Consider the following 18849-nt stretch of genomic DNA (forward strand, 5'->3'; position numbering starts at 1 on the left):
AAGCGTCCCAAACACAGACCCCACCTAGCGCTGGTACTTTTTTCGCGGTTTTATTAGCCAGCTTGGCCAAAGTCTTAGTTGGGGCAACTCCTACGCAGACCGGAACTCCCACCCTGCAGGATAACTGGTCTTTTAGACTGCGGGCTAGGGCCTTGGCTTCGGTAATTGATACCGGGGCGGTTAAGAATGCCTCGTCAATGGAGGGGTCTTGGTAGTAATGGGGACGGATTGAGCGCTAAGCCCTGCTCGGGCGCGAGGTAGCGTGGTGATATGCCGACTGATCAATATTTGACCGAGGAACAAACGGTGGTGTTCGGGCGGTTCGTAGGCGAACCATCTCCGGCGGAGCTGGAGCAGTTCTTCTATCTCGACGCGGCTGACCTGGAAGGGATTGCTGAGCGTCGCGGTGAGCATAATCGGCTCGGTTTTGCGCTTCAGGTTGGGACAGTGCGGTTCCTGGGGGCGTTCCTGTCGGATCCGCTGGATGTTCCGTGGTCCGTGGTGGAATATTTGGCGGCACAGCTCCGAATCAATGATCCGTCGGTGATCAAGCGGTACCCCGAGCGGGTTGCGACTCCGAACGCTCATGCGCGGGAGATCCGCCGGCTCTATGGCTATGGGGACTTCACGGGAGCTGCGGTCGAGGATCTGAGCGAGTTCGTTTACTCGCGCGCCTGGACGCACGGTGAGGGGCCGAAGGCGTTGTTCGCCCATGCGGTGGCCTGGTTGCGTCGGAAACAGATACTCCTTCCTGGAGTGACGAGACTATTGAAGTCGGTTCAGGCTGCCCGTGAACGTGCAGGGTCGGAGCTGTACGAGTGACTGGCTGGGGCAGCAATGGCCGCGGATCCTCAGTTGCCGGGACGTTTGCTTGGATTGCTGGCCGTTGATGAGGGTGCCCGTGGGTCCAGGTTAGAAGCATTACGCGCAGGGCCTGTGAGGTTGTCCGGGCCTGCCTTGAACAAGGCCCTGGCGCGGGTCGAGCAAGTCAGGGCCCTGGGGATTGGCGCGGTGGAGACTTCAGGAATGCCGGCATCCCGGTTACGGGCGCTGGCACGGTATGGGGTGGAAGCAAAGGCGCAGTCGCTGCGCCGGTTGGCGGAGCCGCGCCGCACGGCCACGTTGGTTGCGACAGTGGAAGCGTTGTCAGTGGCGGCGGTCGATGATGCGTTGGACTTGTTCGATGCACTGATGGCCTCGAAGGTATTGGGACCCTCGAAGAGGGCTGCGGTCGCGGCACGGTTGGAGACACTGCCGGAGCTGGAGAAAGCCTCGGCTGTTCTTGCCCGTGTCGGGCGTGAATTGGTCTGCCTGCTGGAGGAAGCGGGCGAGCAAGTCGATGTAGCGACGGTATGGGCCCGGCTGGAGAAGGTCGCCGCAAGGGATCAGATCGCGCAGTACGCCGACACGGTCGGTGCTCTCATCCCGGACGCCTCGGGACTGGAGGGCGCGATGCGTGTGCAGGTGGCCCGCCGATACCGGACGGTTGCCCCATTCTTGGGGTTGTTGGCTACCGTGTTGCCACTGCGGGCAACGGCAACGGGACAGCCTGTGCTTGATGCCCTGGCCGGATTGGAAGCCCTGCGTGGCCGCCGGCAGCTCCACAAGGACGACGTTACCGAGGCCTTGGTACCGGCTGCCTGGCGCGCGGCGGTGTTCGGTCGCGACGGGGTAGAAGTTGACCGGGAAGCATGGGTTTTGTGCGTGTTGGAGCAGCTACGCGTTTGCCTGCGCCGTCGGGACGTGTTTGCCACACCATCGACCCGGTGGGGCGACCCACGCGCCCAGCTGCTCGATGGTGAGCAGTGGGAGCAGGTACGCGATCGGGCGCTGACCAGCTTGGGCCTGGAAGGGCCGGCTGCCGAGCACCTGAACGATCGTGTTGAGGTGCTGGATACGGCCTGGAGGAGCTTGACGGCAAGCCTCGAGGAAGTGGGCCCGAACGGTTCGGTACGGCTGGAACCCTCAAGTACGGACGGGCGCACACGTTTGAAGGTTGACCGTCTGGATGCCTTGGAGATCCCGGACTCGCTGCGTGAACTCCGTGGGCAGGTCGCCTCGATGCTGCCACGGGTGGATCTTCCCGAGCTGCTGCTGGAGGTTCATTCCTGGACCGGGTTCCTCGACGCCTACACCCACATCGGGCAGTCCAAGGCCCGCATGGATGATCTGCCGCGCTCGGTTGCGGCGCTGCTGGTCGCAGAGGCCTGCAACGTTGGCCTGACACCCGTGGTTGCCGAGGGACACCCGTCCCTGACGCGCGCTCGGCTCGGACACGTGGATGCCAACTACCTGCGCAGCGAGACCCACTCCGCCGCAAACGCGACCCTAATCAAGGCCCAGGGTGAGATCCCTGTCGCCCAGGTGTGGGGTGGTGGGCTGCTGGCCTCCGTCGATGGTCTGCGGTTCGTGGTCCCGGTACGCACGATCAACGCTGCCCCGAACCCGAAGTATTTCGGCCGAGGACGCGGGCTGACGTGGTTCAACGCGGTCAACGACCAGGTGGCCGGCATCGGCGCCACTGTCGTGCCCGGCACCGTGCGTGATTCACTCTACGCGCTGGACACGATACTGAACCTCGACGGCGGTCCCCGACCAGAAACGATCACCTCGGACACGGCTTCCTACTCCGACATGGTCTTCGGGATCTTCGCCCTTCTGGGTTACCGGTTCTCGCCACGGATTGCCAACCTGTCCGACCAACGCCTCTGGCGCGCAACCCCGCGTGGCACCACGGACTCCGATTACGGGTCGCTGAACGATGTCGCCCGCAACCGGATCAACTTAGCCAGGATCGCCGCACACTGGGATGACATGACCCGCGTCGCTGCGTCTCTGGCGACAGGGACGGTGCGCGCCTACGACTTGCTGCGCATGCTCTCCCGTGACGGCAGCCCGTCCCCACTCGGTGCCGCGATCACCGAATATGGGCGCATGGACAAGACCATCCACCTGCTCGCCCTCATCGACCCACTCGAGGAAACCTACCGACGAACGACCCATACGCAGCAGACCGTCCAGGAATCACGCCACCGCCTGGCACGCGCGATCTTCCACGGGCGGCGCGGACAGATCTACCAGCGCTACCGTGAAGGCCAGGAAGACCAGCTCGGTGCACTCGGCCTGGTCCTGAACGCCATCGTGCTCTGGAACACCCGCTACACCGATGCCTCCATCAATGCACTGCGCGAGGCCGGCAACCTCGTGGACGACGCCGATATCGCCCGCCTGTCCCCGCTCGGCGATCAACACGTCAACATGCTCGGTCGCTACGCCTTCACCACCACCACACCAAGCGGGCTCCGCCCCCTGCGTATCTCCCCTGATAGTGCTGACTGAACCATAGGTAGCGGGGTCTGATACTGGTATGGACTAACGTTGCTCTGAAAGTAACCAGTCCCGCAAGGGGAACCTTGAACGGGACAGCTTTGCCTACGCTCGCTGTGTCATGACACTTTTCCGGGCGGTGAAGTCCACCAGGGGGACCAAGGCATGATGCTGATTGGCCTGCGATTGCTAGGCGAGGCCACGCTCGGGAGCGTGGCCTCGCGCACCGATGGGCCCGGACCCGTTGTCGGGGGATCCGGAGCCTCTGGTGAGCGCTGCGAGGGCATTTAGACGCCGGCGTAGGAGTGCAGCCCGTTGAAGTAGAGATTCACGACGGTGAAGTTGAAGACCAAGCAAAGGTAGCCAATAATGCTCAACCATGCCGAGCGTGCACCGGTCCAGCCGCCGGTTGCACGGGCGTGCAGGTAGCCGGCGTAGACAACCCAAATGACGAAACTCCAGACTTCCTTGGTGTCCCACCCCCAGTAGCGGCCCCACGCTGCCTCGGCCCAAATGGCACCGGCCATCACGGTGAATGTCCACATCACGAACGCCACGGCATTGATGCGGTACGCAAAGTTTTCGAGGGCGGCGGCGCCGGGGACCAGGCGCATGAACGGCAGCTTGTCGCTCTTGCCGGCCGCCAGCGCATCCATCCTGGCGTGTTGCACCAGCTGAAGGACGTTCATGGCGAAGGTGATGGTGAACAGGGACGAGGCCAGCACCGCTACGTCTTTTTTCATGGCTGGCTTATTCATTAGATGGGCAACCGGACCTCATTGGTGAACCAGTCCTGCAATTGCGTGACCCACGAACCCCACAGGCCGGTGGCCATCAGGAGTCCCAGCAGTATTAACATGCCGCCGCCGAAGCGCATGATCGCCAGTTGGTGGCGGCGGAAGAATTTCATGGCACCCATGCCGCGGCGCAGACCAAGTGCGATGAATACAAATGGCAGGCCCAAGCCCATGCAGTAGAAGAACGTCAGCAGCGCACCCTTGGCGGGGTTCGGGTCGATTCCGGAACTCACCGCGAGGACTGCCGCCAGCGTTGGCCCGATGCAGGGAGCCCAGCCCAGGCCGAAGGTCACCCCGAGCACCGGTGCCCCCCAAAGCCCTGCGGGTGGTTTGCGATGGATTTTCGCATCGCGTTGCATGAAGGAAAAACCGCCCATGAACACCACGCCCATGAGGATCACCACCAGACCAAGCAGCTGGGTTACCCAAGAACCTTCGAATCTCATCCAGACGGCAATCTGTGAAAAGACCACGCCCGCCAGGACAAAGACGGCCGTGAAACCGAGGATGAACAGGCCAATGCCCGCGACCATGCGACCACGCTTCTGTTCGGCGAGGTCGGCGCCGGACAGGCCGGTGACGTAACCCAGGTAGCCAGGCACCAGGGGCAGCACGCACGGGGACAGGAAGGAGACCAGTCCCGCAAGGATGGCCACGGGGACCGCGAGGATCAGCGAACCGTCCTGCACAATCTCTGCAAACTGGTTGCCCCCCTGTGCAGGAATTGCGAGGGAAGCAACGAGCGATGAAAGCATCACAGGGCCTCGGTGAGGGCGGTATCGATCAGGGCCTTGAGCGTACTTTTTTCTGCAGCACCCAGAATGCGTGCCGCGACCCTGCCCTGCCTATCCAGCACCAGGGTGGTGGGCACCGCTTGCAACGGAACGTACTGGGTCATGGCCAGCTGGATCGCGCCCTGGGTGTCCTGCACCGAGGGGTAGGTGATGCCGAAGGTGCGCTCGAACGCCTCGGCGGTCTCCTTCTCGTCGCGCACATTGATGCCAATGAACTCGACCTTGCCCTCATATTCGCTGCTGAGTTCCACCAGGAGCGGGGCCTCAATGCGGCACGGTGTACATGCCGCGTACCAGAAGTTCAGCACCGTTGCCTGGCCCACCCAGGTGGCCGAATCAATGGCTGTTCCGTCATAGGCCACCGCGCTGATCTCGACCGGGGCCGTGCGTGAGCCGGGACCGTATTCCTCCACCGAACCATCGCCGGCTATGTAGTTCTTGTTGTTTCCCTCCCGCGCCTGCTTGGCCAGGGAGTCCTCATCCTCCCACACATGCCGCCAGTGGCAGGACAGCGGCGCCAAGCACGGCTGCACGCAGGAAAGCGCGGCGTCCCGCATGCTTCAAGGGGGACGGAAGGGGGTCGGTCATGATTTCTAGCTCCTGGGATGTTCGCAGCGTTGGCCCAGAGGTCCACGCTGGGTATATACATTGCGGACTGCGAGGCGGCTTCCGGTATTACCGGCACCGTCCCCACCGTGGATTGCTGGGGTTATGTGGCAACCTGTTCCAGTTCGGTTTCGGGGTTCGGGGATTGCGGTGACGAAAGCGTGCCGGCCCTGTCCTTGCCGGAGGTGGACTTGTTAGAGTCCAAAGGCCCCTCCCTCGACGAGGATGAACACCCCGAGGCCGATGAGGACGAGAGGGAACAAGATGTGTTCCCAGCGTTCCAGGACCTCGGCAATCGGCCGGCGCGTGGCAATGAACTTGGCCAGCACCACGAGAACTGCAACCAGTGCGAGGAAGGCGATGCAGTATGCCACCACGGCGGTCGGTCCCACGCTGAGGAAAACCGGAACATAGACCCCGATGTTGTCCCCGCCGTTGGCGAAGGTGACAGCCGCGACAGTTAATACCCCCACGTTCTTGCCAGCGACTTTGGCATCATCGTCGTCGTCATCGGCTGCCCGCCAGGCTCGCCAGGCCGCCCACAGGCCGAGGAACAGGGGGATGAGGCCGAAGTAGGGGATCGCCTGGGGAGGGAGGAATACCCCAGCGCCCAGCGCCACGAGGACGGCCGTGGCGAGGATTCCGCCAAAGCCGAGATACTGGCCCGCCAGGATCCGGGCCGTTGTCCCGCGCTGTCCGGCACCGCGGGCGAAGAACAATGAGAGCACGATGATGTCGTCGATGTTGGTGGCCATGAACAGGCCGATGGCCTGCAGGATGGAGGGGATGAGATACATGGTTTCCTTTCAGGGTGGGGGATCGGTGGCGCCGCCTGGCTCCGGTGGCGCCACCGGTATTTTGTCCGCGCTGCGCGCCGGATTGCGGCAGGGCGAGTCGGACGGACTATTCGGGATTTTCTTCCGGTTGGCGCCTGAACGCCCCGAGGACCATCAAGGCGGCACCCGCGGTGACAAGGACGTCTGCGAGGTTGAAGGTGGGGAACCATCCGCTGTGCAGGAAGTCCACGACCCCGCGCCCGTCCAGCCGGTCAATGAAGTTCCCCAGTGCGCCGCCGAGCAACAGGGCCGCGCCCGTGCGGGAGAGCCCGGTCATGGCCGGTTCGGAGGCCAGCAGGAACCAGGACAGGGCCGCGATAATCAGCCCGGTCGCGGCCGCGACTGTCCAGGGCGGGAGGGATGCGCCGAGGCTGAAGGCCACCCCGGTGTTGTAAAACAGCCTGATGTCCAGCGGCCCCAGGCCCAGGGACTCGCCCACGGTCAGGTTTCTCTCCGCCACCCACTTCGAGACAAGGTCGGTGGCGGCGAGCAACGCCGCCCCGCCCAGCATCACGGTCCGGGACCGGAAGTGGCCGGACCGCCCTCCTGTGGTCCGCTCGGCTGCCGCGCTCATGCCGCAGGCGTCGCTCATCGGGCACTCTCCTGGATGGTGTCGTTTTCCCTGGCGGCGGTGCCATAGGTCGGGCACAGGCTCACCGCGTTGCCGGTCGCGGCCAAGAGGATTTCGGCCTGGGCCAGCATGTCCATGAGCTCGGGACGCGTCAGCGAGTAGTAGACACTGCGGCCCTCTGCGCGGCCCTCGACGAGTCCACAGTCCCGCAGGCAGGCCATGTGCGTGGACACGGTCGATTGGGCCAACCCCAGCTCATGGGTCAGTTGGCTGACCCTGACCTCACCATGCGCCATCCGCTTGACGATGGCGAGGCGGGCTGGATCGCCCAGGGAATGGAACAGGGCGGCTGCCGGGTCAAGCCCCTTGCAGCCGTCTTCACCGCTATATTCAATCGTCATACATCGATCATATCGTAAATTACGATATATCGAGTTTGATGAACGCAGTGGAGGCTTCCAGGGCACGCTCCTGACCTCGACTGACGGGAGCGTCGGGGATCGAGAAGGCGTAGTCGGGCCGAATGCTGGATGCCGAGTGAGGTGGCTTTCACCCGACCTCGGAAATGGATCACTCTACATTGGATCATGTACCGTGGTGTTTGATGAAAAGCGCAACCCCCACGCATACCTCGGCCTTGACGCAATTGGGCCACGCCCTGTCGGACGGGACCCGGACCCGGATCCTGTTGGCCCTGCGTGACGCCCCCGCGAGGCCCTCGGACCTGGCCACGGAGCTGGGCGTCTCCCGGCAGTCGATGTCGAACCAACTCACCTGCCTGCGCGGATGCGGACTGGTTGCGGCCCAGCCGGAGGGCCGCAACACCTGGTACCGGTTGGCCGACCCACGGCTCGGATCGGCCTTGGGTGATATGCTGGAACTCGTCCTCACCGTGGACCCGGATTGCTGCACCCCCGAAGGATGCACCTGCCGGTGACGGGACAGCCGATCATCAGGGAACCGCATTCCTCCTTGCCACGGTGCACCGAACAGCCGCGCCCGGCTACGGCCATTCCACCCCACACTCCCCACCCGTCCAGCCTGCCCTAGTGCACGCCGACTACAGAACGGAACACCACGTGAGCAATCCCATCCCTCCCAGCACCCGATCCCCGAAGAAACCCAAGATCGTCGTCTGGATCCTGCTGGCCGCTGCCGTTGTCGCTGCGATCATCGGCTACGCCGTCGCCCAGGGAAACTCCAAGGCCGCTTCCCCCCAAGCAGCCGACGCCGCCACCACCGAACAGCAGGTCGTGCGGGAGAACAGCCGGGTGCTTTCCCAAGCACCAAGCGAGAAGGCGGTCCTGGTGGAGTTCCTGGACTTCGAGTGCGAGGCCTGCGGTGCGGCCTACCCGTTCGTCGAGGAGCTGCGCGCCGAGTACTCGGAGAACGTCACCTTCGTCCAGCGGTACTTCCCGCTGCCAGGGCACCTGAACTCCATGAACGCCGCCGTGGCCGTGGAGTCCGCGGCGCAGCAGGATGCCTACGAGCCGATGTACAAGAAGATGTTTGACACCCAGGCCCAGTGGGGCGAATCAGCCGACAACAAGAGTGCCCTGTTCCGCACCTATGCCGAAGACCTGGGACTGGACATGGCCGCCTACGACGCCGCCGTCGCCGATCCTGCCACCGAGGAACGCGTGAAGCTCGACGTCAACGACGGCAAGGCCCTGGGCGTCACCGGGACCCCGACGTTCTTCCTCGATGGGAAGATGCTCAATGTGCAGACCCTGGAACAGTTCAGGGCCGCCGTCGAAGCGACGGCCGCCAACTAATCCGCCGTCGCCAGATCCGGAAGAAGACTCCATGAGCACACCTGTCACCGCTGATCCCGTAGCCGGCCCCCGGGACCCGGCGATCCGGGTGCCCCGCTTCGCCCGCCCCCGCACCTTCGGCTTCGTGCTGCTGGTCACCGGGGCGGTGGGCTGGGTCGCCTCGGCCATCCTCGTCCTGGAACGTCTGGCCTTGTATGAGGACCCGGGCCACGTGACCAGTTGCGATGTGAACCCGTGGGTGTCCTGCGGGCGGGTCATGGGAACCTGGCAGTCGGAACTCTTCGGCTTCCCCAACCCGTTGATCGGCATCGTCGCCTTCGCCCTCATCCTGGCCACCGCCATGATGGTGCTCTCCGGGGCTGCCCCGGGGCGCTGGTACTGGGCCGGGCTGCAAGCCGGAGTGAGCCTGGGGATGGTGTTAGTTATCTGGCTCTGGAGCCAGGCCCTGTTCGAGATCTACATCCTGTGTCTGTACTGCATGGTGGTGTGGGCGGCGATGATCCCCTTGTTTATCCTGCTCACGGTCCGCAACCTCGTCCACGGCGTCATTCCCGCGCCCCGGGCCGTGACCAGGTTCGCCGCCGAGTGGGCAGGCACCCTCGTGGCCATCGCCTACGTCTTGGTCGCAGGGTCGGTCTTTCTGCGATTCCTGCCCGCTTTCATCGGCTGACCGGTCACCCAGACAATCGGGGCCGTCAACCGCATTTTCTGACAACCCATGGAGAGCCTAGAGATGTCCGTCGAATTAAACTCCGTGGTGTCGTGCCCGTCGTGCGGCGTAGCCACTTCCGTTCAGATGCCGACCGACGCATGCCAGTTCTTCTGGGTATGCCCCGACTGCGGGGAGCGTCTACGCCCAGCGGTGGGGGACTGCTGCGTTTTCTGCTCCTATGGAACGGTTCACTGCCCACCCAAACAGCAGGAGCGGGGTCTGCTCTAAGCGGGATACACCGCGACTGGACGTAGCATGTCGAGAAACGGTCATTTGACGACATCCCGAACCTGTCGGCGACACGCCGCGGAAACAATGTCGGAAACCCGTGCCGGAAATCAACGTCGTCAAACCATGCAGCACCGGTATTATCGACACATGTTGATCGGATACGCGCGGGTCTCCACCGCCGACCAAAACCCTGACCACCAAACGGATGCCCTGGCCCGCGCCGGCGTCGACCCGGCAAACATCTACCTCGACCATGCCAGCGGTGCCAAGGCCAGCAGGCCCGAGCTCGACAAGGCCCTCGCCTCGGCCAACCGCGCAGGCGACCAGCTGGTCATCACCCGCCTGGACAGGCTCGGACGCTCGGCGCTCCACCTGGTGACCCTCGGTGCGGCCCTCCGCGAGCGTGGTGTGGGATTACGTGTCCTTGAGCAGGGCATCGACACCACGACCGCGGAAGGACGTGCGATGTTCGGAATGCTCTCAGTCCTGGCCGAACTCCAACGAGAACTCATCGTCGCCAACACCCGCGACGGACTCGCCGCCGCCCGCGCCCGCGGGCGAACAGGAGGAAGACGCCCGAAGCTCACCCCCCCATCAGGCCCACCACGCCCAGCAGCTCTACGACGCGGGGACCCATACGGTCCAACGCATCGCCGACCTGCTCCAGGTCCCGCGCTCCACCATCTACGGGCACCTCGACATGGGAAGCATCGGACGGCGCCCCACCGCCAAAGCGACCCTGGAAGCTTAGCGCTCAATCCGTCCCCATTACTACCAAGACCCCATGGAGTACTGTTCAAAGTCGGCTGCCTGTTCTTGCAGCACACTCATGACCCGGTTTGAAATGTCCCCATAGAGCTCATAGTTAGATGAACGGGCAATAACCCCTTGCGCGGCCGCGCGTAGCTCAACCTTAAACCAGGGGTCGCCCATCCTATAGCCCAAGGCTTTAGCCTCGGCCGAGAGCGCGATGATGCAGCCGTCATTATTCGAGAGCACCACTACTGGCTTACCCTCTAGGGAGGGGTCAAGAATCCTCTCACACGCGACATAGCAGCTGTTAATGTCAATGTGGAATATCAGGTTAGACACGATGGAGGCAGCGGGTCACTACCCCGAAAATCGTGAAATCAGATTCTTTAGGGATAGGGATAGGTGGGTAAGCATTATTTTCGGGCATGAGCCAGCCTTGGCCGTTGCGGTCGATGCGGAAGCGTTTGATGGTGAATTCGCCATCAATGGCAGCAACCACCACCGAACCTTCTTTCGGAGTGATCGAGCGGTCCACGATGATTTCATCTCCATCGGCTATTCCGGCGTCAATCATGGATGAGCCAGTGACGCGGAAGATATAGGTGGCCGCGCGGTCGTGGAAGAGGATGTCGTTCAAATCTATATCGACGGCTGAGTAGTCTTGGGCTGGGGAGGGGAAGCCTGCGGGCAAGCGGGTTTCTGGGGCTTGGAGCACCAGTGAAGCGGTGCTATCGAGTTTGGCGATGAGGTGAGCGTGCATAGTCACATGATAGTACACGTGTTCTAGTATTTATAGAATATATATACTATGCGCAGAGGGTGACACGCCAGAAACACCCACTATCGGCAACCAGCAAAAAACCAGCCAGGAAATTGAGTCACCCCGCACTCAGTGAGATACCTTGGCCACACTTGATTCCTAGTCAGCCCAAACATTCCACACTTTGACCACTAAAAAATCTTCAAATTAACCACACAAACCCTGTGTCGCAGCTGTGAAGAACCTCAAACAGAGTATTTTAGAAATGTCGTGAACCACGTCACTACTATCATAAGGGAGCAAAGGTGCTCACCCGACGAAACCTCCTAGCGGCAGCACATCAACGGTCATGATGCTGGTGCCTCCTCGGCCAGTGGCAGGGCGACATCAAGGATGTCATCGGCGGTGACCTCCCTCAGGAACACCGCGGCCGGGCGGTGGGGAAGAAGACGGTGTTCTGGTTGTCCCGGAAGACCACAACACCGAGGGAGGTCATCGTGCTGCCCGGTGGTCTGCAGCGACTCTGCCCACCTCGGCACTCAACCCTGCTGTGGGGGTTACTCGTAGCGAAGCGAGCTGACCATCCCGGTTTCCATGTGATAGGCGTTATGGCAGTGAAATGCCCACTCACCGGGGTTGTCAGCGATCAGGTCGGCGATCATGGTTTCACCCCGGCGGAGAAGGATGGTGTCCTTGCGTAGCCCGCCGCTGCCGGGCAGCACCCACGTGTGGCCGTGGATGTGCATGGGATGGGGCATCATGGTCCTGTTGCGCATGACCATCCGCAGGCGCTGGCCCTCCTGCACGGTCGCGGAGGAGGATTGGCCGTCGGTGAGAATGCTCCATTCATACGGCATCATCTGCCCGCCCAGGTCGATGCTGACTTCTCGGTCTGGTGTGCCCTCGGGCAGGAGTGCACGGTCTGCTGGCTTCAGGGAGGACAGAAGCAGTCCGGTGGACGACAACTCGGGGAAGTCGACATCGGGGCGGGGGGCCTGGCCGCCGGCGGTGCGGATGACGGCGAAGGCGCGGTCGTCCTTACCCACCGCCAAAGCCGTGAGCGGGAAGATGCCGTCGCCGAGGATGACCTCGACGTCGACACGCTCGCCCATGGACAGGTAGATCGATTCGGTCTCCAAGGGCTGGACAGGGAAGCCGTCGGTGTGGGTGACGGTCATGCGGTGACCACCGAGGGCCACCTTGAAGATGGTGTCACCGCCGGAGTTGATAAACCGCAGGCGGGCCTTGTCGCCCGGGCGAGCCTTGAAGGTCCGGTGAGCACGGGGGATACGTCCGTTGATGAGGTAGTGCGGATACATCACATCGCCGGCATCCCCGCCCAGTACCGTGTCCGGGGTGCCGTGCACCATCTGGCCGTGGCCTCCCATTCCCATCCCCCCGTTATGGTCGCCCGAACCCATTCCGGTGAGCTTGTCGAGCTCATCGTCGGGAGTGCCCTGAATGCCATCGACCCAGTCGTCGAGCACGATGGTCCACTCGACGTCCTGGTCCTCAGCGTCTTGCGGGTCACGGATGATCAGTGGGGCGTGGAGGCCGCGATCAAGCTGCAGGCCGGTGTGGGAATGGTAGAAGTAGGTGCCACCGTGGGGGACTTCAAAAACATAGGAGAAAGACTCGCCAGGTTCAATAGGGTTCTGGGTCATGCCGGGCACACCGTCGGCTGCGTTGTGGAGTGCGATGCCATGCCAGTGGATGGAGGTGCTCTCAGGCAGTTCATTGGTGATATCGACCTGGAGGACGTCGCCGGCGGTGGCCTCAATGGCCGCATCCCCGGTGTCAGAGACGTATCCCCACGTCTTGGCTTCGATGCCGCCGATATCCAGGGAGAGGGGCCGGGCGGTCAGGGTCCGGCGCACCGTCGGCTCACCGAGCGCAGTGGGGGTGGGGCGAAGGGAGGGACCTGGTGCCGAGGCAGCGGGTCCAGGATTGCTGGTGCAGGCGGTCACGGCCCCGGTGCCGGCGAGGACGAGCCCACCGAGCAGAAACTGTCGTCGGGAAGACGCGTTCGTCATGATTTAACCTTTCTTGGTGCAAGATTTCAGTGATACGGGAGACAGGTGCAGGTGAGGACTCTGCTGAGCCATCACGTCAGGCGCAGGTCTGTGACACAGGTGGCACCGTCGTCGGTGGTGGAAAACTCCGTGGTGCCGGTACGCCCCTGGTAGCTGACCTCAATCAGGCCGGTGGCATCATCGGGAAGCCAGAAGCCAATAAACCCATTGTCGAAGGTGGTTGTCGCCTCGTCCACCAGCACCTCACCGGTCGCCTCATCGGTGATCGTGACCTGGATATCCTCATTGTCGAGTTCCCCCAGGCAGGTTGTGAGGCTGTGGTAGAAGCAGTCGTGGGTGGAGGTGAGATAGGGTGCGATCGAGAGATACGTCTGATTGTCGGGAAGATCGACCACGACTTCCTGGTCATCGCTCGAGAGTAGCAGTTCATCGGCACGCACTGAGGCGATCAGATCCGTGGGACGCTCAGTGACCTTCTGCCGGTCGAGGTGATCAATGATCTCCACCGCGTCCATGGCGGCCAGGCCATGGGTAGTCAGGAATGTATCCTGGGACACCGTCCCGTCGGCGGTGGGTTCCGGGTCGGCGGCCGAACACCCCGTGAGGGCGAGGGCAAGGGCGGCGGCTGCGATCGCTGCTCGTTTCACGTCAATCTCCTTGGATCGTGGTAAGACCGTGAGAAGACACCGCCTCAAGGTCGATGCCATACCTTTTTCTAGCACGGGTGCCTGACGGGCTAGAAATCAAAAACCTTGCTCACAGCACCATAACAGGGCGAAAAGGGGGTGAATTCGGTGGGCTGGGTCACCACCGGGACACTACCCCACAGCCGTGGGCGATGTCCTTCTACCCGCCCCGGGTATGCGGTGCAGGCAGCGAAATCCCTGGTGGCGCCTGCTGAACCGACCAGGGGAGGCGATGCCGCCGGCCCGGGGTGGGGCACAGGGGTGACGGCGGTCGAAGGGTGATGTTTGAAGATTTGATGAAGATTTCCCCGCCGGGCACTGAGCGAGGTTGGTATTCCCCCTGGCCGGAGCGATACTGGGGTGTATGGATGACCGCACACCGACCACCGCCACGCCCCCGGGGCGGGTGCTGGTCGTCGATGATGAACAACCCCTGGCTCAGATGGTGGCCTCCTACCTCATCCGGGCCGGCTTCGATACCCGCCAGGCGCACACCGGCACCCAGGCCTTAGACGAGGCCCGTCGCTTTTCCCCCGATGTTGTGGTGCTGGATCTGGGGCTACCCGAACTCGACGGCCTGGAGGTGTGCCGACGGATCCGCACCTTCTCGGACTGCTACATCCTCATGCTCACCGCGCGTGGCAGCGAGGACGACAAGATCAGCGGTTTGACCCTGGGGGCGGATGACTACATCACCAAACCTTTTAGCATCCGGGAACTGGTGACCCGGGTGCATGCGGTGCTGCGCCGCCCGCGCACCAGCATCACCCCACCGCAGGTGACCACCCCCTTGATCGTTGGTGACCTCATCCTTGACCGCGTCGCCCATCAGGTGCGGGTGGGGGAGACGACCGTGGAGCTCACCCGCACGGAGTTCGAGCTGCTGGTTGCCCTGGCGCTGCGCCCCGGCCAGGTGCTGACCCGCCACGACCTGGTCACCGAGGTCTGGGACACCACCTGGGTCGGTGATGAACGCATCGTCGATGTCCACATCGGCAACTTGCGTCGCAAGCTCGGCACCGACACCCGGGGCCGGGGGTTTATCGACACCGTGCGTGGCGTGGGCTACCGGGTGGGGCAGCCATGAATCACGGACCCGGCCTGACCTTCCGCTTCCTGGCCGCCCAGGTGTTGGTCGTGGTGATGAGCCTGCTGGTGGCCGCGGCCGTGGCCACGATGGTGGGCCCGACCCTGTTCCATGATCATATGTTGATGACCGGCCAGGAGGACCCCTCGCTGGAGCTGTTCCATGCCGAGCAGGCCTACCGGGACGCCAACCTGATCACCCTGGCCGTCGCCCTGCCCACCGCCTTGATCAGCGCCCTGCTGGCCAGCCTGTGGTTATCGCGTCGCCTGCGCACCCCCCTGCAGAATCTCACCCGCGCCGCTACCAGCCTGACGGCCGGCAACTACCGTATCCGCGTGCCCGCCGGAGAAGCAGGCCCCGAGGTCACCACCCTGGCGCATGCCTTCAACACCATGGCCGACCGGCTGGAACACACCGAACAGGTCCGCCGCCAGATGCTCTCTGATCTGGCCCACGAAATGGGCACCCCCTTATCGGTGCTCACGGTCTACCTCGATGGTCTCCAGGACGGGGTTGTGGACTGGAATAATGCCACCCACACGATCATGGCTGACCAACTCGCCCGCCTGACCCGGTTGATGGAAGACATCGACGATGTCTCCCGGGCCCAGGAACACCGGATCGATTTGGACCTGGCGGAGGAAGGGCTCGGGGATCTGCTCCATACCGCCGCTGCTGCCGCGGGGGAAGCTTATGCTGACAAAGGCGTCGATTTACAGGTCGAGACCATTACGGACACCGCCCGGGTGCTCGTGGACCGGCAACGCTTCGGCCAGGTGATGAGCAATCTCCTGTCGAACGCGCTACGGCACACCCCGGCCGGCGGGCAGGTCCGGATCAGCGTCCACCGACAGGGGGCGTCCACCGCGCTCATCCACGTTGCCGATGACGGCGAGGGCATCCCACCTGGCCAGCTCGGACACATCTTCGAACGCTTCTACCGGGGGGATGCCGCCCGCAGCCGGGACAACGGCGGGGCCGGTATCGGTCTGACCATCTCCAAGGCATTGATCGAGGCCCACGGCGGCACTCTCACCGCCACCTCCCCCGGACCCGGTCGCGGAGCGGTGTTTGCCCTCTGCCTCCCGCTGTCCCCTCCCGGCAGTGAGGAGGCTGCTCGGTGACCGCACCCTGCCCCGCGTGAGGGCCGTGCCCTCCACCCCTTCACAATATACCCCCATGGGGTATATGCTAGAGAGTAGCATCGCCGCATCCCACCGACCCGTAGGAGCTTTCCCATGATCACCTCCCCGCCCCGCCTCTTGCCGATGGCCTCCCACAGCTGCAGCTGTTGCGGACCTGCCTCACGTGCCGACACCGCCTCCATCCCTGCCGCCAGCGACTCGTCAGCAGGAGGGTCCTCCCCTAGCTACCAGGTCACCGGCCTGACCTGCGGGCACTGCGCGAAAAGCGTGACCCAGGCCCTTCAGGCCCTCCCCCAGGTCGACGACGTCCAGGTTGATCTCGCTGCTGGTGGTGTTTCCACCGTCACGGTCACCGGTGTCGTACCTCCGGAGATGGTTCGCCGGGCCATCGAGGAGGCCGGCTACACCGTCTTATCCTGATCAGTTTTACCCATCATCTCGACCCGACCGGGTTGAGCGGAAGGAACGTAATGAGCACTCCCCACCATTCCGGCGATCACCATGGTGATCACCCCGCTCCGGAAACAGACCACACCCACCACCCGGACCATGCCGGCCACGAACACCACGCAGATGCCGACACCCACGGCCAGGCGATGCCCCACGATCACCCGCACTCCGTCCTGGACGAAGACCACCAGGTTCATGGTCACGGCGAACACGCCGGGCACAGCACCGCAATGTTTCGGGACCGCTTCTGGTGGTCGCTGATTCTTTCCATTCCCGTCGTTATTTTCAGCCCCATGGTCGCCCACCTGCTCGGCTACCACCTCCCGGCATTCCCCGGATCCACCTGGATCCCCCCGGTACTGGGCACGATTATCTTCGTCTACGGCGGAACGCCTTTCCTCAAGGGCGGATGGACGGAACTGAAATCCCGCCAACCCGGGATGATGCTCCTGATTGCCATGGCCATCACCGTGGCGTTTGTCGCCTCCTGGGTCACCACTCTGGGGCTGGGCGGTTTTGACCTGGACTTCTGGTGGGAGCTGGCCCTGCTGGTGACCATCATGCTGCTGGGCCACTGGCTGGAGATGCGCGCTCTCGGGGCCGCGTCCTCCGCGCTTGACGCGCTGGCTGCCCTGCTGCCGGATGAGGCCGAGAAAGTCATCGACGGGACCACCCGCACCGTGGCCATCTCCGAGCTGGTCGTCGACGACGTCGTGCTGGTAAGGGCCGGTGCCCGGGTGCCGGCCGACGGAACCATCCTCGACGGAGCCGCCGAATTCGATGAGGCGATGATCACCGGCGAATCCCGTCCCGTCTTCCGCGACACCGGTGACAAGGTGGTCGCCGGTACCGTGGCCACCGACAACACCGTCCGCATCCGGGTGGAGGCTACCGGCGGGGACACCGCCCTGGCCGGGATCCAACGCATGGTTGCCGACGCCCAGGAGTCCTCCTCCCGGGCCCAGGCCCTGGCGGATCGGGCGGCGGCGTTGTTGTTCTGGTTCGCGCTGATCTCCGCTCTAATCACCGCGGTGGTGTGGACCATCATCGGCAGCCCGGACGATGCCGTGGTGCGCACGGTCACGGTGCTGGTCATCGCCTGTCCGCACGCCCTGGGCCTGGCGATTCCGCTGGTCATTGCGATCTCCACCGAGCGGGCCGCGAAATCCGGGGTGCTCATCAAGGACCGGATGGCGCTCGAGCGGATGCGCACCATCGACGTGGTGCTCTTCGACAAAACCGGCACCCTGACCGAGGGTGAGCACGCGGTCACCGGTGTCGCGGCAGCTGTCGGTGTCACCGAGGGCGAGCTGCTGGCCCTGGCCGCCGCCGCGGAGGCCGACAGCGAGCACCCCGTGGCCCGCGCCATCGTGGCGGCCGCGGCCGCCCACCCCGAGGCCTCCCGTCGGCAAATCCGTGCAACTGGTTTCAGCGCCGCCTCCGGCCGAGGGGTCCGGGCCACTGTCGATGGCGCTGAGATCCTCGTGGGCGGGCCGAACATGCTGCGCGAGTTCAACCTCACCACCCCGGCCGAACTCACCGACACCACCAGCGCCTGGACCGGGCGTGGGGCCGGTGTGCTCCATATTGTCCGCGACGGTCAGATCATCGGTGTGGTGGCCGTCGAGGACAAGATCCGCCCCGAATCCCGCGCCGCAGTGAAAGCCCTGCAGGACCGCGGGGTGAAGGTCGCGATGATTACCGGTGACGCGCAGCAGGTGGCCCAGGCGGTTGGCCAGGACCTGGGGATCGATGAGGTCTTCGCCGAGGTCCTGCCCCAGGACAAGGACACCAAGGTCACCCAGTTACAGGAGCGTGGCCTGAGCGTGGCCATGGTCGGCGACGGTGTCAACGACGCCCCGGCCCTGGCCCGCGCCGAGGTCGGCATCGCTATCGGGGCCGGCACGGATGTGGCGATGGAATCCGCCGGAGTGGTCCTGGCCAGTGACGATCCCCGGGCGGTGTTGTCGATGATTGAGCTCTCGCAGGCCAGCTACCGCAAGATGATCCAGAACCTCATCTGGGCGTCCGGTTACAACATCGTGGCCGTGCCCCTGGCCGCCGGTGTGCTCACCCCTATCGGCATTCTGCTTCCCCCGGCTGCTGCTGCGGTGTTGATGTCGCTGTCCACGATTGTGGTGGCGCTTAACGCTCAGCTGCTGCGCCGGATTGATCTGGACCCGACCCACCTGGCTCCCACCAGTCCGAAGGAGGAACACACCACGCCTACTCCGGCATCCACCGCCGTCCACTAATCCACCACTTCTCTCCACTACCCCCATATGA

Annotated in this window: 18 protein-coding genes and 3 pseudogenes; 10 read left to right on the plus strand and 11 right to left on the minus strand. The window is 63.8% G+C overall.

Annotated elements, in window-relative coordinates:
* Positions 1–64: 64 nt before the first annotated feature.
* A pseudogene (locus tag M3668_RS11145) lies at positions 65–229 on the minus strand (Y-family DNA polymerase); the annotation flags it as partial.
* A gap of 41 nt (positions 230–270) precedes the next feature.
* On the opposite strand from M3668_RS11145, the pseudogene M3668_RS07445 reads away from it, so the two are divergent.
* Positions 271–3339, plus strand: a pseudogene (locus M3668_RS07445) (Tn3 family transposase).
* Between the two features lie 275 nt (positions 3340–3614).
* Here the strand turns inward: M3668_RS07445 and ccsA are convergent.
* The 6 genes and pseudogenes from ccsA to M3668_RS07475 form a co-directional block, all read right to left on the minus strand.
* Positions 3615–4100: pseudogene (ccsA, locus tag M3668_RS07450) on the minus strand (cytochrome c biogenesis protein CcsA); the annotation flags it as partial.
* A complete protein-coding gene (locus M3668_RS07455) occupies positions 4085–4879 on the minus strand; it encodes a cytochrome c biogenesis CcdA family protein (protein ID WP_251380223.1) in 795 nt (264 codons plus the stop codon). The pseudogene ccsA and the gene M3668_RS07455, both read right to left, overlap by 16 nt.
* Positions 4879–5475, minus strand: a complete 597-nt coding sequence (locus M3668_RS07460; protein ID WP_353055970.1) for a TlpA family protein disulfide reductase — start codon at positions 5473–5475, stop codon at positions 4879–4881. Before M3668_RS07460 ends, M3668_RS07455 begins: the two co-directional genes overlap by 1 nt.
* 243 nt (positions 5476–5718) lie before the next feature.
* Positions 5719–6321 carry a cadmium resistance transporter gene (locus M3668_RS07465; RefSeq protein WP_251380224.1) on the minus strand — a complete coding sequence of 201 codons (603 nt, stop codon included), beginning with the start codon at positions 6319–6321 and terminating at the stop codon, positions 5719–5721.
* A 106-nt stretch (positions 6322–6427) separates the two neighbouring features.
* Positions 6428–6952 carry a signal peptidase II gene (gene lspA / locus M3668_RS07470; RefSeq protein ID WP_251380225.1) on the minus strand — a complete coding sequence of 175 codons (525 nt, stop codon included), beginning with the start codon at positions 6950–6952 and terminating at the stop codon, positions 6428–6430.
* Positions 6949–7332, minus strand: coding sequence for an ArsR/SmtB family transcription factor (locus M3668_RS07475; RefSeq protein WP_251380226.1), 384 nt, complete (start codon positions 7330–7332; stop codon positions 6949–6951). The genes lspA and M3668_RS07475 overlap by 4 nt, the downstream gene beginning before the upstream one ends.
* Before the next feature lie 203 nt (positions 7333–7535).
* Here M3668_RS07475 and M3668_RS07480 point away from each other — a divergent pair, with 203 nt between their 5' ends.
* The 5 genes from M3668_RS07480 (at position 7536) to M3668_RS07495 (ending at position 10492) form a co-directional block, all read left to right on the plus strand.
* Positions 7536–7868, plus strand: coding sequence for an ArsR/SmtB family transcription factor (locus tag M3668_RS07480; RefSeq protein WP_251380227.1), 333 nt, complete (start codon positions 7536–7538; stop codon positions 7866–7868).
* Positions 7869–8010: 142 nt separating this feature from the next.
* The gene (locus tag M3668_RS07485) at positions 8011–8706 is read left to right on the plus strand and encodes a DsbA family protein (RefSeq protein ID WP_251380228.1); all 696 of its coding nucleotides are present in this window, start codon (positions 8011–8013) and stop codon (positions 8704–8706) included.
* 31 nt (positions 8707–8737) lie between these two features.
* Positions 8738–9376, plus strand: coding sequence for a vitamin K epoxide reductase family protein (locus M3668_RS07490; RefSeq protein WP_251380229.1), 639 nt, complete (start codon positions 8738–8740; stop codon positions 9374–9376).
* A gap of 63 nt (positions 9377–9439) precedes the next feature.
* Positions 9440–9646, plus strand: coding sequence for a GDCCVxC domain-containing (seleno)protein (locus M3668_RS11035; RefSeq protein WP_285835818.1), 207 nt, complete (start codon positions 9440–9442; stop codon positions 9644–9646).
* A 150-nt stretch (positions 9647–9796) separates the two neighbouring features.
* A complete protein-coding gene (locus tag M3668_RS07495; protein ID WP_251380544.1) occupies positions 9797–10492 on the plus strand; it encodes a recombinase family protein in 696 nt (231 codons plus the stop codon).
* Here the strand turns inward: M3668_RS07495 and M3668_RS07500 are convergent.
* From M3668_RS07500 to M3668_RS07515, 4 genes are all read right to left on the minus strand, one after another.
* Entirely contained in the window at positions 10421–10741 is a 321-nt protein-coding gene (locus M3668_RS07500) for a Y-family DNA polymerase (RefSeq protein WP_346924425.1), read from the minus strand. The two genes, M3668_RS07495 and M3668_RS07500, sit on opposite strands and share 72 nt — an antisense overlap.
* A complete protein-coding gene (locus M3668_RS07505) occupies positions 10734–11162 on the minus strand; it encodes a LexA family protein (RefSeq protein WP_251380230.1) in 429 nt (142 codons plus the stop codon). The genes M3668_RS07500 and M3668_RS07505 overlap by 8 nt, the downstream gene beginning before the upstream one ends.
* 557 nt (positions 11163–11719) lie before the next feature.
* Entirely contained in the window at positions 11720–13195 is a 1476-nt protein-coding gene (locus M3668_RS07510; protein WP_251380231.1) for a multicopper oxidase family protein, read from the minus strand.
* Positions 13196–13266: 71 nt separating this feature from the next.
* A complete protein-coding gene (locus M3668_RS07515; RefSeq protein WP_251380232.1) occupies positions 13267–13842 on the minus strand; it encodes a CueP family metal-binding protein in 576 nt (191 codons plus the stop codon).
* Between the two features lie 403 nt (positions 13843–14245).
* Between M3668_RS07515 and copR the strand changes: the two genes are divergently transcribed.
* The 4 genes from copR (at position 14246) to M3668_RS07535 (ending at position 18818) form a co-directional block, all read left to right on the plus strand.
* Entirely contained in the window at positions 14246–14968 is a 723-nt protein-coding gene (gene copR / locus M3668_RS07520) for a two-component system response regulator CopR (protein WP_237203336.1), read from the plus strand.
* A complete protein-coding gene (gene copS, locus M3668_RS07525) occupies positions 14965–16092 on the plus strand; it encodes a two-component system sensor histidine kinase CopS (protein ID WP_251380233.1) in 1128 nt (375 codons plus the stop codon). Before copR ends, copS begins: the two co-directional genes overlap by 4 nt.
* A 114-nt stretch (positions 16093–16206) precedes the next feature.
* Complete coding sequence (locus M3668_RS07530; RefSeq protein WP_251380234.1) at positions 16207–16533, plus strand: heavy-metal-associated domain-containing protein; 327 nt, start codon at positions 16207–16209, stop codon at positions 16531–16533.
* 50 nt (positions 16534–16583) lie between these two features.
* The gene (locus tag M3668_RS07535; protein ID WP_502948959.1) at positions 16584–18818 is read left to right on the plus strand and encodes a copper-translocating P-type ATPase; all 2235 of its coding nucleotides are present in this window, start codon (positions 16584–16586) and stop codon (positions 18816–18818) included.
* Positions 18819–18849: the final 31 nt, after the last annotated feature.

The organism is Rothia sp. P100, assembly GCF_023712425.1.
Taxonomy (GTDB): Bacteria; Actinomycetota; Actinomycetes; order Actinomycetales; family Micrococcaceae; genus Rothia; species Rothia endophytica.

What these genes read in the sequence shown, in the direction of transcription:
- M3668_RS07455 (WP_251380223.1), bottom strand. Translation starts at nt 4,879, where the DNA reads ATGCTTTCATCGCTCGTTGCTTCCCTCGCAATTCCTGCACAGGGGGGC.
- M3668_RS07460 (WP_353055970.1), bottom strand. Translation starts at nt 5,475, where the DNA reads ATGCGGGACGCCGCGCTTTCCTGCGTGCAGCCGTGCTTGGCGCCGCTG.
- M3668_RS07465 (WP_251380224.1), bottom strand. Translation starts at nt 6,321, where the DNA reads ATGTATCTCATCCCCTCCATCCTGCAGGCCATCGGCCTGTTCATGGCC.
- lspA (WP_251380225.1), bottom strand. Translation starts at nt 6,952, where the DNA reads ATGAGCGACGCCTGCGGCATGAGCGCGGCAGCCGAGCGGACCACAGGA.
- M3668_RS07475 (WP_251380226.1), bottom strand. Translation starts at nt 7,332, where the DNA reads ATGACGATTGAATATAGCGGTGAAGACGGCTGCAAGGGGCTTGACCCG.
- M3668_RS07480 (WP_251380227.1), top strand. Translation starts at nt 7,536, where the DNA reads ATGAAAAGCGCAACCCCCACGCATACCTCGGCCTTGACGCAATTGGGC.
- M3668_RS07490 (WP_251380229.1), top strand. Translation starts at nt 8,738, where the DNA reads ATGAGCACACCTGTCACCGCTGATCCCGTAGCCGGCCCCCGGGACCCG.
- M3668_RS11035 (WP_285835818.1), top strand. Translation starts at nt 9,440, where the DNA reads ATGTCCGTCGAATTAAACTCCGTGGTGTCGTGCCCGTCGTGCGGCGTA.
- M3668_RS07495 (WP_251380544.1), top strand. Translation starts at nt 9,797, where the DNA reads ATGTTGATCGGATACGCGCGGGTCTCCACCGCCGACCAAAACCCTGAC.
- M3668_RS07505 (WP_251380230.1), bottom strand. Translation starts at nt 11,162, where the DNA reads ATGCACGCTCACCTCATCGCCAAACTCGATAGCACCGCTTCACTGGTG.
- M3668_RS07510 (WP_251380231.1), bottom strand. Translation starts at nt 13,195, where the DNA reads ATGACGAACGCGTCTTCCCGACGACAGTTTCTGCTCGGTGGGCTCGTC.
- copR (WP_237203336.1), top strand. Translation starts at nt 14,246, where the DNA reads ATGGATGACCGCACACCGACCACCGCCACGCCCCCGGGGCGGGTGCTG.
- copS (WP_251380233.1), top strand. Translation starts at nt 14,965, where the DNA reads ATGAATCACGGACCCGGCCTGACCTTCCGCTTCCTGGCCGCCCAGGTG.
- M3668_RS07530 (WP_251380234.1), top strand. Translation starts at nt 16,207, where the DNA reads ATGATCACCTCCCCGCCCCGCCTCTTGCCGATGGCCTCCCACAGCTGC.
- M3668_RS07535 (WP_502948959.1), top strand. Translation starts at nt 16,584, where the DNA reads ATGAGCACTCCCCACCATTCCGGCGATCACCATGGTGATCACCCCGCT.